Origin of the sequence: Kitasatospora sp. NPDC058218, from assembly GCF_042882445.1 — a bacterium.
Lineage (GTDB): Bacteria > Actinomycetota > Actinomycetes > Streptomycetales > Streptomycetaceae > Kitasatospora.
The window spans coordinates 37,266-51,137 of record NZ_JBHVWC010000009.1 but is presented as its reverse complement, the minus strand read 5'-3'; the positions used below and the strand labels follow the sequence as shown (position 1 = coordinate 51,137).

14 protein-coding genes are annotated in these 13,872 nt (G+C 72.2%); 6 read left to right on the top strand and 8 right to left on the bottom strand.

What is annotated here, in order from left to right:
* Nucleotides 1-101 precede the first annotated feature (101 nt).
* The 4 genes from ACFVYI_RS07715 to ACFVYI_RS07700 all read left to right on the top strand — a co-directional run bounded on the left by ACFVYI_RS07715 (nt 102) and on the right by ACFVYI_RS07700 (nt 3,685).
* Nucleotides 102-506, top strand: a complete 405-nt coding sequence (locus ACFVYI_RS07715; protein ID WP_387882242.1) for a PLD nuclease N-terminal domain-containing protein — start codon at nt 102-104, stop codon at nt 504-506.
* 441 nt (nt 507-947) lie between these two features.
* Nucleotides 948-2,549, top strand: a complete 1,602-nt coding sequence (locus ACFVYI_RS07710; RefSeq protein ID WP_360630495.1) for an acyl-CoA carboxylase subunit beta — start codon at nt 948-950, stop codon at nt 2,547-2,549.
* Between the two features lie 59 nt (nt 2,550-2,608).
* Nucleotides 2,609-2,821: an acyl-CoA carboxylase epsilon subunit gene (locus ACFVYI_RS07705; protein WP_360630498.1), complete on the top strand. Its 213-nt coding sequence runs from the start codon at nt 2,609-2,611 to the stop codon at nt 2,819-2,821.
* A 240-nt stretch (nt 2,822-3,061) separates the two neighbouring features.
* Entirely contained in the window at nt 3,062-3,685 is a 624-nt protein-coding gene (locus tag ACFVYI_RS07700; RefSeq protein WP_387882241.1) for a ScbR family autoregulator-binding transcription factor, read from the top strand.
* A gap of 53 nt (nt 3,686-3,738) precedes the next feature.
* Here ACFVYI_RS07700 and ACFVYI_RS07695 read toward each other — a convergent pair whose 3' ends face one another.
* Complete coding sequence (locus ACFVYI_RS07695; RefSeq protein WP_387882240.1) at nt 3,739-4,344, bottom strand: ScbR family autoregulator-binding transcription factor; 606 nt, start codon at nt 4,342-4,344, stop codon at nt 3,739-3,741.
* A gap of 348 nt (nt 4,345-4,692) precedes the next feature.
* On the opposite strand from ACFVYI_RS07695, the gene ACFVYI_RS07690 reads away from it, so the two are divergent.
* Nucleotides 4,693-5,745, top strand: a complete 1,053-nt coding sequence (locus ACFVYI_RS07690; protein ID WP_387882239.1) for a ScbA/BarX family gamma-butyrolactone biosynthesis protein — start codon at nt 4,693-4,695, stop codon at nt 5,743-5,745.
* Between the two features lie 53 nt (nt 5,746-5,798).
* Here the strand turns inward: ACFVYI_RS07690 and ACFVYI_RS07685 are convergent, their stop codons facing one another.
* From ACFVYI_RS07685 to hemL, 7 genes are all read right to left on the bottom strand, one after another.
* Nucleotides 5,799-6,203, bottom strand: a complete 405-nt coding sequence (locus ACFVYI_RS07685; RefSeq protein WP_387882238.1) for a hypothetical protein — start codon at nt 6,201-6,203, stop codon at nt 5,799-5,801.
* Nucleotides 6,204-6,326: 123 nt separating this feature from the next.
* The gene (ccsB, locus tag ACFVYI_RS07680; RefSeq protein ID WP_387882237.1) at nt 6,327-7,457 is read right to left on the bottom strand and encodes a c-type cytochrome biogenesis protein CcsB; all 1,131 of its coding nucleotides are present in this window, start codon (nt 7,455-7,457) and stop codon (nt 6,327-6,329) included.
* A gap of 3 nt (nt 7,458-7,460) precedes the next feature.
* Nucleotides 7,461-9,254: a cytochrome c biogenesis protein ResB gene (locus ACFVYI_RS07675; RefSeq protein ID WP_387882236.1), complete on the bottom strand. Its 1,794-nt coding sequence runs from the start codon at nt 9,252-9,254 to the stop codon at nt 7,461-7,463.
* Between the two features lie 2 nt (nt 9,255-9,256).
* Nucleotides 9,257-10,030, bottom strand: a complete 774-nt coding sequence (locus tag ACFVYI_RS07670; RefSeq protein ID WP_387882235.1) for a cytochrome c biogenesis CcdA family protein — start codon at nt 10,028-10,030, stop codon at nt 9,257-9,259.
* Complete coding sequence (locus ACFVYI_RS07665) at nt 10,027-10,635, bottom strand: TlpA family protein disulfide reductase (RefSeq protein WP_387882234.1); 609 nt, start codon at nt 10,633-10,635, stop codon at nt 10,027-10,029. Before ACFVYI_RS07665 ends, ACFVYI_RS07670 begins: the two co-directional genes overlap by 4 nt.
* Nucleotides 10,636-10,745: 110 nt before the next feature.
* Nucleotides 10,746-11,393, bottom strand: a complete 648-nt coding sequence (locus tag ACFVYI_RS07660; RefSeq protein WP_360630634.1) for a histidine phosphatase family protein — start codon at nt 11,391-11,393, stop codon at nt 10,746-10,748.
* Nucleotides 11,394-11,455: 62 nt separating this feature from the next.
* A complete protein-coding gene (gene hemL, locus ACFVYI_RS07655; RefSeq protein ID WP_387882233.1) occupies nt 11,456-12,787 on the bottom strand; it encodes a glutamate-1-semialdehyde 2,1-aminomutase in 1,332 nt (443 codons plus the stop codon).
* 291 nt (nt 12,788-13,078) lie between these two features.
* Between hemL and ACFVYI_RS07650 the strand changes: the two genes are divergently transcribed.
* Nucleotides 13,079-13,708: a hypothetical protein gene (locus tag ACFVYI_RS07650; RefSeq protein ID WP_387882232.1), complete on the top strand. Its 630-nt coding sequence runs from the start codon at nt 13,079-13,081 to the stop codon at nt 13,706-13,708.
* Nucleotides 13,709-13,872: the final 164 nt, after the last annotated feature.

The window sequence follows — 13,872 nt, the reverse complement described above, 5'->3', positions numbered from 1 at the left end:
TCCGCCACCCGATAGCCTGGCTCGGTCAAGGGCCCCTCCGAAGCCGCCCGCCGCTTCGAGGCCGCCCGCCGCAACCGCCGTCGCCGGGGGAGATCGCCGCCGTGCTGAGGATTCTGACCTTCGTGCTCCCGCTCGCCCTCTGGGTGTGGGCCTTCATCGACTGCCTGACCACGCCCGAGGACGAGGTGAAGCACCTGCCGAAGGTGGTCTGGGTGATCATCGTGCTGCTCTTCCCGCTGGTCGGCTCGATCGCCTGGCTGGTGGCCGGCAAGCGGCGCGGCGCCCCGCAGACCCACCCGGCCGGCGGCGGCGCCGGTTACCCGGAGTACGAGCGCCCGCGCGGGGGCCGGCCGCTCGCGCCGGACGACGACCCGGAGTTCCTGGCCTCGTTGAAGAAGGACAACAAGCAGCACGAGGACATGCTCAAGCAGTGGGAGGCCGATCTGCGCCGCCGCGAGGAGGAGCTGCGCGGCAAGGACGAGCCGGAGGACGGCCGTAAGAGCTGAGCCGAGTCCCCCGGACAGCCCACCCGGCGAGCTTCCGGGTGGGTTGCGGCGTTTTTGGTGCATCCCTACGAGTGGCGGGCGGCCGGACACGCTGCGCCGACCGGGTCGCGGCCGACCGGCGCCCCTCGGCCGTGAGCCTCGGAACACCCCGGCCGACACCGGCACGGACGCCCCTGACCTGCGCGTTCCCTCATGTTCAGATCATCTGCCGGCAGCCATGGCGACAGCTTCGGGTAATCGAACAGACACGTAGTGTACGCAGCCCCACCGGCCGGTTTCTGTGCAGCCCTGACATCTAAACGGACGCGACCTTGTACGGAATCGACGCCGAAACCAGCGTGCGGCCCCTCGTACAGTCATAAGTGAAGAAAGTGATTCGCAGCCGGGGGCACAGCAGACGTTGGCTGTCGGACAGTTCCCTCACCCTTGGAGTGGTTCGAGATGACGGTTGTGCATGAGGCGCCGGTCGGCGACGAGGTTCCCGAGATCCCGGCCGACACCCACGGGCGGGTCGCCGAGCTGCACGAACTGCGCGACCAGGTCCGCCGCGGCCCGAGCGAGAAGGCCACCGAGGCCCAGCACGCCAAGGGCAAGCTGACCGCCCGCGAGCGCATCGAGCTGCTGCTCGACGAGGGCTCGTTCCACGAGGTGGAGCAGCTGCGCCGGCACCGCGCCACCGGCTTCGGCCTGGAGGCGAAGAAGCCGCACACCGACGGCGTGATCGTCGGCTGGGGCACCGTGCACGGCCGGACGGTCTTCACCTACGCCCACGACTTCCGGATCTTCGGCGGCGCCCTGGGCGAGGCCCACGCGCAGAAGATCCACAAGATCATGGACATGGCCATCGCGGCCGGCGCCCCGCTGGTCTCGCTGAACGACGGCGCCGGCGCCCGCATCCAGGAGGGCGTCACCGCCCTGGCCGGCTACGGCGGCATCTTCCAGCGCAACACCCGGGCCTCCGGCGTCATCCCGCAGATCTCGGTGATGCTCGGCCCGTGCGCCGGCGGCGCCGCGTACTCCCCGGCCCTGACCGACTTCATCTTCATGGTCCGCGAGACCTCGCAGATGTTCATCACCGGCCCGGACGTCGTCCAGGCCGTCACCGGCGAGAAGATCAGCCAGAACGGGCTCGGCGGCGCCGACGTCCACTCCGGGGTGTCCGGCGTCTCGCACTTCGCGTACGACGACGAGCAGTCCTGCATCGAGGAGGTCCGCTACCTCCTCTCGCTGCTGCCGCAGAACAACCGCGAGATGCCGCCGCCGGTCGTCAACGACGACCCGGTGGACCGCCGCAACGACGTGCTGCTCGACCTGGTGCCGGCCGACGGCAACCGCCCGTACGACATGCGCAAGGTCATCGAGGAGATCGTCGACCACGGCGAGTACCTGGAGGTCCACGAGCGCTGGGCCACCAACGTGCTCTGCGTACTGGCCCGGATCGACGGCCACGTCACCGGCATCATCGCCAACCAGCCCCAGTCGCTGGCCGGCGTGCTCGACATCAACGCGAGCGAGAAGGCCGCGCGCTTCGTCCAGATGTGCGACGCCTTCAACATCCCGCTGGTCACCATGCTCGACGTCCCCGGCTTCCTGCCCGGCGTCGACCAGGAGCACGACGGCATCATCCGGCACGGCGCCAAGCTGCTCTACGCCTACTGCAACGCCACCGTGCCGCGCATCCAGCTGATCCTGCGCAAGGCCTACGGCGGCGCGTACATCGTGATGGACTCCCGCTCGATCGGCGCGGACCTCTCGTTCGCCTGGCCGACCAACGAGATCGCCGTCATGGGCGCCGAGGGCGCCGCCAACGTGATCTTCCGCCGGGACATCAACGGCGCCGAGGACCCCGAGGCGATGCGGGCTCAGAAGATCAAGGAATACAAGAACGAACTGATGCACCCGTACTACGCGGCCGAGCGCGGCCTCGTGGACGACGTCATCGACCCGGCCGAGACCCGTCAGGTCCTGGCCTCCTCGCTGGCCATGCTGCGCACCAAGCACGCGGACCTGCCGAGCCGCAAGCACGGCAACCCGCCCATGTAGCACCGCGGTACCGCGCCACCGACCACACACCACACATCCGCCGGGGGAGAAACCGGATCATGACTGCTTCCGCCGAACCTCTCGTCCGCATCGTCCGCGGCTCGCTCGACGACGAGGAACTCGCCGCCCTGACCGCCGTCCTGCTGGCCCGCGCCGCGGCCGCCCAGCAGGCCGCGGCCGCCGCCGCGCCGATCGAGCCGATCGCCAACTGGCAGCGCCTGGAGCGCCGCCCGGCCTACTACTCGCCGGTCAGCTGGCAGCAGGCCGCCTGACGGCCCACCACGCCACGCCCGACGGCCGGCCACCCTCCCCGGGTGGCCGGCCGTCGGCGTTCGCCGGGCCCCGGCCGGCGGGCGACCGCCCCTCGATCGACCGGCGTTCGCGGCCCGGTCGGCCCCGGTCGAGCCCGGAGCGGCTCGGTAGAATACCTACTGGACGGTATGCGATCTCCGCGCCGTCGGCGCCCTAGGATCAGCCGCTGCCGCGCACGAGAACTATCCAGGGAGGCTGCGATGGCCAGGCAGGCCCGGGCACTGGCGACCCGCCAGGCGGTACTCCTCGCCGCGGCCGAAGTCTTCGACGAGCGCGGTTACGCCGCGGCCACCATGGCGGAGATCCTGGAGCGGGCCGGCGTCACCAAGGGGGCGCTCTACTTCCACTTCCACTCCAAGGAGGAGCTGGCGCTGGCCGTGATCGAGGGCCAGGCCGCCTGGCTCGCCACCTGGCGGCCGACCTCCGACAGCCCGGTGCAGACCCTGATCGACCTGGGCTACGCCTTCGCCCACGCCCTGCTGGACGACCCGCTGGTCCGCGGCAGCATCCGGCTGACCATCGAGCACGGCAGCTTCACCCAGCCGCAGATCGAGGCCTACCAGGGCTGGTCCGACGTGGCGCGCGGGCTGCTGGAGCAGGCCCGCGAGGCCGGTGACCTGCACCCGGGCCTGGACGTCGCGGCCGCGGCCGGGGTGATCACCGGGGCGGTGACCGGGATCCAGCTGAGCTCGCAGGTGCTGGCCGGCCGTCAGGACCTGCTGCGGCGGATGGCCGACCTCTGGACGCTGCTGCTGCCGGGTCTGGTCCAGCCGCACGCGCTCGCCCGGCTCAGCGTGGCCGAGCGGGCGCCCGGCGGCGCCTGAGCGGCGGCCTGGCAGGGCGGCCGCCATCGGGACGGGGCCGGCAGCGCCCGGCGCTACGGCGCGCAGGTGCGGTAGGCGATGCAGCGGTCCCCCGGGACCAGCGCGGGCAGCGCGGCCGCCCACAGGCCCCGCACCGCCTCCGGACGGAGCCGGCCGGCATCCTCGGGGGCGAGCAGCACCAGCCCCGCCGCCAGGGTGGTGAGCAGCTCGGCCGCCGGTCGCAGGTCCAGCCCGGGGCGCAGCTCACCGGCGGCCGCGGCGCGTTCCAGCAGCCTCCGGACCACGGCGGTCAGGCTGTGCCAGGCGTCCGCGCCGCCCCGGGCGCCCTGGCCGAGCTGGACGCCGGCCCGGACCACGACGTCCTCGCGGAGCAGCCGGGCCAGTTCGTGCGAGAAGTCGATCAGGCCCTGGAGGGCCGGTCCGCCGCCGCGCAGGGCGCGGAGCGCGGCCGAGCCGATCTCCCGCCCGGCCGCGGCGCGGACGCCGTCGGCGAGCGCCTGCTTGGAGACGAAGTGGAAGTAGAGCGCGCCCTTGCTGACGCCCGCCCGGCGGCTGATGTCGATCAGGCTCGCGGACTCGAACCCCGCGTCCGCGAAGGTGTCCGCCGCGGCGAGCAGGACGGCCTGCCTGGTCCGACCCGCGCGTTCCTGCTTGACCACTCGGCCCCTCCGGCCTCGGCCTCGGCGAGATCGCGGCTCGCCCGGCTGCTGTCAGGGCGCCGTCGTCGGTGGTGCGACGCCTCACCTGCGGACGGGCATCCCAAACCGCATGGTTGGTATCTAATCTAGCCCCTCGCTCGTCCCCGCCGTCCAGGGGGGATCGGCCCCCGCCGGAGGTCCGGCCTCCTCCCCTCGGGACGTTCCCGCAGTCCAGCACGCGGGTACCGTGATCACGCGGAGTGCTCGGCAGCGACGACCCCGCCAGTGGAACGCAAACCGGGTGGTCTGTATGTTTTACCGAGGCCGTCTGCGCGGCCGGTCGGCCGAGACCCGGGAGTGGGGCCAGTCATGCCATTGATCGTAGATCCGGATGCCGGCGGTCCCTATCCCTACCCCGGTCCCGGCTACGACTTCCACGAGCGGACCGTCTCCCGGCACCTGGTCCACCGCTCCTGCGTCTCCGACGTCCTCATCACGGGCTGGCAGGCCACCGGCCCGTACGACTTCCTGCTCGGCGCGCAGTGGCCCCGGTTGCACGGCTTCTACCGGCTTTCCGACGACCGGCACCACGACCCGCTGCTGATGGCCGAGACCGTCCGGCAGGCCGGTCTGCTGATCGGCCACGTCGGCTTCGGCGTGCCCCGCGGCCACCACTTCGCGCTGGACGAACTCTGCTACACGCTCGGCCCGGCCGGCCTCGAAGGCCTCGCCGTGAACGCCGCGCCCGCCTCGCTGATGCTCAAGGTCACCTGCCAGGACGTCCGGATGCGGCACGGTCGGCCGGCCTCGCTGCGGGTCCACGCCGAGATCGAACGGGACGGCCGTCCGGTCGGCCACGGCTCCGGAGAGCTACGAATACTCTCCCCCGTCGCCTACACCCGGCTGCGCGGGCCCGGGCCCCGGACGGCGGCCCCCCGGCTGCCCGGCGCGCCCGCCGTGATGGCCACGGCGCTCCCCGCGCCCACCTCGCCCGAACTGGTCGGCCGCGAGCGGTCCGCCGACGTGGTGCTCGGTTCGTCGCCGGCGCCGGACAGCTGGCTGCTGCGGGTCGACCCCGGCCATCCGGTGCTGTTCGACCCGGCGGCGGACCACGTCCCCGGGATGCTGGTGCTGGAGGCCGCCCGGCAGGCCGCCCAGCGGCTGCGGTACCCCGAGCCGGTGGTCCCGGTCGAGCTGCTGTCGTCCTTCAGCCGCTACATCGAGCTGGACCGGCCCTGCCTGGTGCGGGCCGTCCGCGAGAGCGGCTCGGACGGCCGGCGGGTGCCGGTCCGGGTCCAGCTGATCCAGGACGGCCGCACGGCGGCCGAGTGCCGGCTGCTGACCGAGCCGGCCCGGCAGGAGGCCCTCGACGGCCGCCCCGCCGGCTCCGGGCGGACGCGGGGCCTGCCGCTCGCCAGCTGACCCCGGACCGGTGGGTCCGGGGTCGACGGGCGGCTGGCCCGGCGTCCGCCCGGTCAGGCGGCGACCAGTGCGGCCGGCCGGCCGGCGTGCATCACGCTGAGGTTGGCGGCCAGCTGGATCGGGTCCTGCGCCAGCCAGAGCCGCAGCGCGGCGCCCAGCATGGCGCTGGCCGAGCCGATCCGCACCTCGGTCACCTGCGCGATCCGGGCCGCGCCCGGCACCAGCAGGTCCGCCAGCGGCGTCGGCAGCCAGACCGTCAGGGCGCACGGCGCGGGCGCCGTGAGGGCTCCCAGCAGCCGGTAGGCGTCCCCCGGCGAGCTGAGCGTGGGGATGATGTCCAGCAGGCCGTCGGCCACGACCTCGGACACGTCGCTGCGGTGCCCCTGGGCGAGTCTGCGGAGCAGTGTGCGCTCCGCAGCGGTGATTCGGACGGTCAGCATGACCTCGTCGCACTCCATCGCGCGATTTCCTCCTCGTTCCTCCCCGTGCCGGCGCGGGTCGGCCGGCACGAACTACCCCTGTCACACCTCGGCCCGGCTTCCCCTCGTGCGGAGCGCCGGGCCGTGGGTGGCTTCCTCCGGTCAGATCCCCGCGTAGGAGTGCTTTCCGGTGACGAAGATGTTCACGCCGTAGTAGTTGAACAACCAGCAGGCGAACGCCGCCAGCGCCAGGTAGGCGGCCTTGCGGCCCTTCCAGCCGGCGGTGGCGCGGGCGTGCAGGTAGCAGGCGTAGGCGACCCAGGTGATGAAGGACCAGGTCTCCTTCGGGTCCCACTCCCAGTACTTGCCCCAGGCCGCCTCGGCCCAGATCGCGCCGGCGATGATGGTGAAGGTCCAGAGCGGGAAGACCAGCGCGTTGATCCGGTAGGACAGCTTGTCCAGCGTGGACGCGGCGGGCAGCCGCTGCCAGATCGACGCCGAGGTGCCGAGCGGGCCGGTGGCCAGGCCGGCCGCCGTCCGCTTGTCGAACGAGTCCTTGCCCAGGTACAGCAGGGTCGCGATGAAGGCCGCGTAGAAGGCGCCGCCGCAGACGATCGCGGTGGAGACGTGGATCGCCAGCCAGTACGAGTGCAGCGCCGGGACGAGCTGCTCGGACTCGGTGTACAGCACCTGGGTGGCGATGCCGAGGGTGAGCACGACGGCCAGGGTGACCGGCAGGCCGAGCCAGCGGACGGGCTTCCTGGAGGCCAGCAGGCCGAGGTAGGCGACCGTCATGGCCAGCGCGAAGGCGCAGGAGAACTCGTACATGTTGCCCCACGGCCAGCGGGACACCGAGAGGCCCCGGGTGACCACGCCGCCCACGTGCAGCAGCGCGCCGAGCACGGTGAGCGAGACCGCGATCCGGCCGGCCAGGTCGGCCTTCTCGCTGCCGCCGGCGGCGCCGGGGCCGTCCTCCTCGTCCTGGCCGCGGCCGCTGGTGACCACCGTGGCACCCTCGCCCGCCAGGGCGGTGCGGGTGAGCGTGGTGGTCCCGCCGCCGGCCGAGGCGACCGTGACGGTGACCTTCTTCCCGCCCTTGGCCCCGGCGGCGGCGACCGTCTCGGCCAGGCTGCCCGCCTGCTCGGACGAGCGGACGGCGACGGCGCCCTTGCTGCCGAAGGTCCACTCGAACATGTGGGCGAGCATGGCGATCGTATAGACGGCCATGGCCGAGTAGATCAGCTTGTTGGACAGGTCGGCCAGCTGTGGGTCGACCGCCGAGGCGAGGTGCACCGTCTACTCCTTGGAGTTCTGGTCGGCAGGGACTGCGGGGTCTGCGGATGCCGGGGCCTCGTCGGCCGCTTCGGCCGCGTCGGCCTCGTCGGTCTCACGGGCGGCGGAGGTGTCGGGCCCGGGGGTGTCGGGCCCCGGGGTGTCGGGCTCGGGTTCGTCGGTCGCCGGCGCGTCGTCCTGGAGGTCCACCGCCAGCTCGGCCAGCTCCTCGGCGATCTTCGCCGACTCGCTGCGGCCCAGCCCGGCCAGCTCGACCAGGGTGCCGCCGCCGGGCAGGGCCACCGCCCGGACCCAGATCCGGCGCCGCTGCACGAACAGCGAGCCGATCAGGCCGAGGATCGCCAGCACCCCGCCGGCCAGGGCGATCGCGTTACCCGGGCGGTGCGAGATGTTGAAGCTGGCCCACTGCTTGTAGCCCTCGAAGGTGACGCTGCCGTAGCCGTCCGGCAGCTCCCACGCCTGGCCCGGCTTCAGCCGGACCTTGGCGATCTTGCCGTCCTGCTGCAGCTGGGTCAGGTTCTTGGTGTTGAGCTGGTAGACGTTCTGCGGCAGGCCGGAGTCGGTGCCGAGGTCGCCCGCGAAGGCGTTCAGCACCAGCGCCGGGTCCGCGTCGCCGGGGAAGAGCGAGCGCGGGCCGGTGTTCGCGTCGAAGGCCACCGGGGCGGTCGGCAGGAAGAAGCCGGAGAAGCCCATCTGGGTCCGCCGGCCGTCCTTCTCGCCGTAGTCGGAGACCTTGATGACGCCGGTGGAGGTCAGGTTGGCGTCCTGCGGCAGGAACGGCGTCGCACCGGTGTAGACGACGTCGCCCTTGGCGTTGCGCACGGTGACCACCGGGGCGTAGCCGTGGCCGATCAGGTAGACCTTGCTGCCGCCGATCTCCAGCGGGTGGTTCACCTCGATCGAGCCCTGCTTCAGCTTCGCCGCGTCACTGCCCGCGTAGTACTCGACGTTCGCGGTGAACTGCCGGGCGGCGCCGATCTGGTCGCCCTTGGTCTGGAAGCGCGAGGTGAAGTCGTTCAGCTTCAGGTAGAACGGGTCGAGGTCCTGGGAGCCGTAGAACCGCGAGCCGGTGAAGTCGTCGAGCTGGGTGATCGTGTTGGAGTAGCCCTCGCCGGCGACCATCAGCTTGCCGCCGGTGCCGCTGGCCAGGCTCGCCCAGGCGAAGCCGCCGAGCAGCGCGAACAGCGACAGGTGGAAGACCAGGTTGCCGACCTCGCGCAGGTAGCCCTTCTCGGCGGCCACCGCGCCGCCGGCCAGGTCCGCCCGGAACCGGCGCCGGCGCAGCAGCCGGTGCGCGGCGGTGTTTACCGTCTCGGCGTCCGCCCCGGTGCGCCAGGCCGCGTAGACCGGCATCCGGGTCAGGTTGCGCGGCGCGGCCGGCGGCTGGGCGCGCAGCACGCCGACGAACTGCCAGGTGCGCGGGACGATGCAGCCCGCCAGCGAGACGAACAGCAGGATGTAGATCGCCGAGAACCAGACCGAGCTGTAGACGTCGAACAGCTGGAGCTTCTGGTAGATCGGCGCGACCGTGGTGTGCTGGGCCTTCCAGGTCTCGACCTTGAACTCGTTCTGGCCGTTCTGCGGGATCAGCGAGCCCGGGATGGCGGCCAGCGAGAGCAGGAAGAGCAGGATCAGCGCGACCCGCATCGAGGTCAGCTGGCGCCACGTCCAGCGCAGCCAGCCGAACACCCCTATGCCGGTCGGGCCGTCCGACTCGACCGGGGCGGTGGTCAGCCGCTCGGCCGCGTCCTCGACCGCCTGCGGGGGCAGCTCGGTATCGGTCGTGGTCTTGCTCACGGTCAGATTCCGATCTGGAAGTCGGCGGTCCAGGACTGCAGTTCGTTCACCATCGAGTCCCAGACCCCGGTGACGAGCAGCAGACCGACCGCGACGAGCATGCCGCCGCCGATCCGCATGACGAGCGGGTAGTGGCGCTTGACCCAGCCGAAGGCGCCCAGCGCCCGGCGGAAGGCCACCGCGGCCACGACGAACGGTACGCCGAGGCCCAGGCAGTAGAAGGTCGTCAGCAGCGCGCCACGCTGGGCGTCGGCCTGGTTGAGCGCCAGGTTCTGGACGGCGGTCAGGGTCGGGCCCATGCACGGCGTCCAGCCGACACCGAAGACCACGCCCAGCACCGGCGCACCCAGCAGGCCGACCGCCGGGCGGCGGTGCGAGCGCACCTCGCGCATGCTCAGCCCCGGCACCAGCCCCATGAAGGCCAGGCCCATCACGATGGTCAGCGCGCCGAACACGATCGAGATGACTCGCTTGTACTCCTGCAGCGTCGAGCCGAAGTAGCCGAACAGCGCGCCGGTGGAGACGAAGACGGCGGTGAAGCCGAGGATGAACAGCAGCACCCCGAGCAGCATCCGGCCGCGCCTGGCCCCGCGGGCGTCCGCGAGGTCGGCGGCGGAGAAGCCGGTGACGTACGAGAGGTAGCCGGGCACCAGCGGCAGCACGCACGGCGAGAAGAACGAGGCCAGGCCGGCCACCAGCGCGATCGGCGCGGCCACCAGCAGCGCCCCGCTCTGGATGGTCCCGGTGGTGTCGGCGAGTTGGACGACGGCACTCACTGCTGCTGCTCCGCGAGCACCGGCTGGATCATCGACTCCAGGGCGTCGTCGAGCTGGCCGCCGACGCCCCGGGCGGCGAGCCTGCCGTCCCGGTCGACCACGATGGTGGTCGGCACGGACTGCGGGTTGAGACTGCCCTTGGGGAACTTCAGCAGCTGGGTGCCGGCCGGGTCGTACAGGCTCGGGTAGGTCACCCCGCGCTCCTGCTCGAAGCGGACGGCGTTGGTGATCTCCGGGTCCCGGGTGTTGATGCCGAGGAACTGGACGCCCTGGTCCTTGTACTTGTCCCAGACGCGCTGGAGGTCGTCCGCCTCGGCCCGGCAGGGCCCGCACCAGGAGCCCCAGACGTTGAGGACGACGACCTTGCCCCGGTAGTCCGACAGCTTGACCGGGGCGCCCTCCAGGGTGGTGCCGGAAAGGTCCGGCGCGTCCTGGCGGTGTCCCGCCGCGGCCTTCGAGATGTTGCTTCCCTTGGCCGAGACGAAGCCGATCTGGCCGTCACCGCTGGCCGACGAACCGGAGGAGGAGCATCCGGTGAGGACGAACGCGGCAGCGGCGGCGGTGGCGGCGGCCGCTACGGCGAGACGGGGACGGGGGCGCGTCATGCCAGACATGTGAAAAGTTTCGCATGGAGTTCCGGGCAGGTTCGGGGGGGTCCGACATTCCGTGTCGAACCCCCTCTGACCTGCGGCTGGATCAGACCACTCGAAGGCGGTCAGGCGCCGAAGCTCTTACCCACCGGCTTGCTCCTGCCGCCCTTGCCGACCAGGTGCGCGGGCAGCAGGTCGCGGGCCGGCTCGCGGTAGCCGACCGAGACGATCCGGTCGCCCTCGTAGGTGAAGCTGGTCAGCGAGGCCAGCGAGCACTGCCGGTTGCGCGGGTCGTGCCAGAGCCGGCGCCGCTCCACGAAGGAGCGCACGATCCAGATCGGCAGCTGGTGGCTGACGCAGACCGCCTCGTGGCCGCGGGCGGCGTCCCGGGCGGCGGCCAGCGCGCCCATCATCCGCACCGCCTGCTCCAGGTACGGCTCGCCCCAGGACGGCTTGAACGGGTTGGTCAGGTACTTCCAGTAGCCCGGGTTCTTCAGCGAACCGTCGCCGACCCCGAAGGTCTTGCCCTGGAAGATGTTGTCGGCCTCGATCAGCCGCTCGTCCACCGCGAGGTCCAGGCCGTGCGACGTGGCGATCGGCGCGGCGGTCTCCTGCGCCCGCTCCAGCGGGGACGCCACCACGTGGGTGATGTCCCGGCCGGCCAGGTCCTCGGCCACCCGGTCGGCCATCTGCCGGCCCAGCTCGGACAGCCGGTAGCCGGGCAGGCGGCCGTACAGGACGCCCTCCGGGTTGTGCACCTCACCGTGTCGCATCAGGTGGACGACGGTGGTCTCGTTGGCGCTCACTTCTCAGTACTCCTGGGGGTTGGCCGCGGCTACGCGGGCTGGGCCTCGGCGGCCGCGCGGGCGGCGGCGGGCAGTGCGGCGGCGATCCGCTCGACCGCCCGCTCGTCGTGGGACGCCGAGACGAACCAGGACTCGAAGGCGGACGGCGGGAGGTAGACGCCCTCGGCGAGCATCGCGTGGAAGAAGGCGTTGAAGCGGAACGCCTCCTGGGTCCGCGCCTCGTCGTAGTTGGTCACGGCGGACTCGGTGAAGAACACCGAGAACATGTTCCCGGCTGTCTGCAGCCGGTGCGCCACGCCCTCCTTGGCCAGGGCGTCGGAGACCATCGTCGACACCTCGGCGGCGACCCGGTCCACCGTCGCGTACACCTCGTCGGTGCAGCCGCGCAGCTGGGCCAGGCCGGCCGCGGTGGCGATCGGGTTCCCGGAGAGGGTGCCGGCCTGGTAGACCGGGCCGGCCGGGGCCAGGTGGCCCATCACGTCGGCGCGACCGCCGAAGGCCGCCGCCGGGAAGCCGCCGCCCATCACCTTGCCGAAGGTCAGCAGGTCCGGCGCCCAGCCCTCGTTCGCCGCCTCCAGGCCGTACCAGCCCGCCTTGGAGACGCGGAAGCCGGTCATCACCTCGTCCGAGATGAACAGCGCGCCGTTCTCCCGGCAGAGCCGGGCCAGGCCGCCGTTGAAGCCGGGCAGCGGCGGGACGACGCCCATGTTGCCGGGCGAGGCCTCGGTGATCACGCAGGCGATCTCGCCCGGGTGCGCCCGGAAGGCCTGCTCGACCGCGGCCAGGTCGTTGTACGGCAGCACGATGGTGTCGCCGGCCTGGGCGCCGGTGACGCCCGGGGTGTCCGGCAGGCCGAAGGTCGCGACGCCGGACCCGGCGGCGGCCAGCAGCGCGTCGACGTGCCCGTGGTAGCAGCCGGCGAACTTCACGATCTTGGCCCGGCCGGTGAAGCCGCGGGCCAGCCGGATCGCCGACATGGTCGCCTCGGTGCCCGAGGAGACCAGGCGGACCTGCTCGACCGGGGCGACCCGGGCGACGATCTCCTCCGCCAGCTCGACCTCGCCCCGGCCGGGGGTGCCGAAGGAGGTGCCGTGCGCGACGGCCCGCTGCACGGCGTCGATCACCGCGGGGTGCGCGTGGCCGAGGATCATCGGGCCCCACGAGCACACCAGGTCGACGTACTCGCGGCCGTCGGCGTCGGTGAGGTAGGGGCCGGTGCCGGACACCATGAAGCGCGGCGTACCGCCGACCGCGCGGAAGGCGCGCACCGGGGAGTTCACGCCGCCGGGCGTGACGACCGAGGCGCGGTCGAAGAGCGACTGGGACTGGGGGGCTTCGTAGGGGTAGCTCACGGGAGACATGGTCTCAAATCGTGTCCTTCACCTCTGCATGTCGGACCTCATCATCTGGAACGATGATCCGGGCGACGAAGTCTGTACGGTTATCCGTACAACGGGGCCCCTGGCGACTCCGGCTGCACGGACCAGTCAGACTGTGCACTCCGGGTGTGCAGAAGCTCCGGGCGTTTCAGGGGTGTGAAGAGGACTGCCGCGTGCCGCGACTGGGTACGGCGGCGCATGACGGGTAAGGAGCACGTCCGGTGGGACGCCGGACGTGCGGGGGTCTGTCGATTCCGGCGAATTCCGGTGAGGATGGTCCGAGTGTCCGAGGCGCAGGACGGCTACGACGAGGCCGCGGGTGGCTCCCGCCGGCCCGCCGAGGCCGCACGCGGGGGTACGGGAGCGGGTACGGGTCGTGGCGGTCGCGGTGGCGAGAGGCGGGGTGAGGGACGCGTGGGGGTGACGTACAAGTACTTCGGCGCACCCGACCGCGCCACCGCCGCCAGAGTCCCCACCGCGCTCGGCCCCGGAGGGCTCGGTCTGGACGCGGGCGAGCTCGGCTCGCTGGGGCGGCTCGGCGACCTGATGGAGACGAGCGGCTCGCCCAACGGCCACCTCTCCACCAAGATCAAGCCGGAGACCATGAGCGCCATGGTCCTCACCGGCATCCAGGGCGTGCCGCTGCACCAGGTCCCGCCGCTGGAGCTGGTCGTGCTGCACCCCGACTACGCCGTGGTGCAGCTCCCGCAGAACGTCGTCGAACCGCTGCGCAAGGCCGACGAGACCGAACTCGGCGCCGCCGCGTTCATCTGGTCCACCGTGCCCGACCGCCGCGGCCCCCGGGACGCCTTCGTGATCTACAGCATGCTGCACGAGTGGCAGGACTTCGCCAACCGGCTGCACGACGCCGGCCACCAGCTGTACTGCCTCGTCTGGCCGTGACGCTGCGGCCCACGGGCCACTGAGCGCTCACCGGCGGGCGGCTGGGAGGTTCTCGGAACGGCGTTTTCGGGGCGGCGGGGGGGGGCCCCCGGCCCCCCCCCCCCCCCCGGGGTAGGTGTGGGGGCGGGTGGTTTTAAAAAAAACACCACCCCCACCACACACCC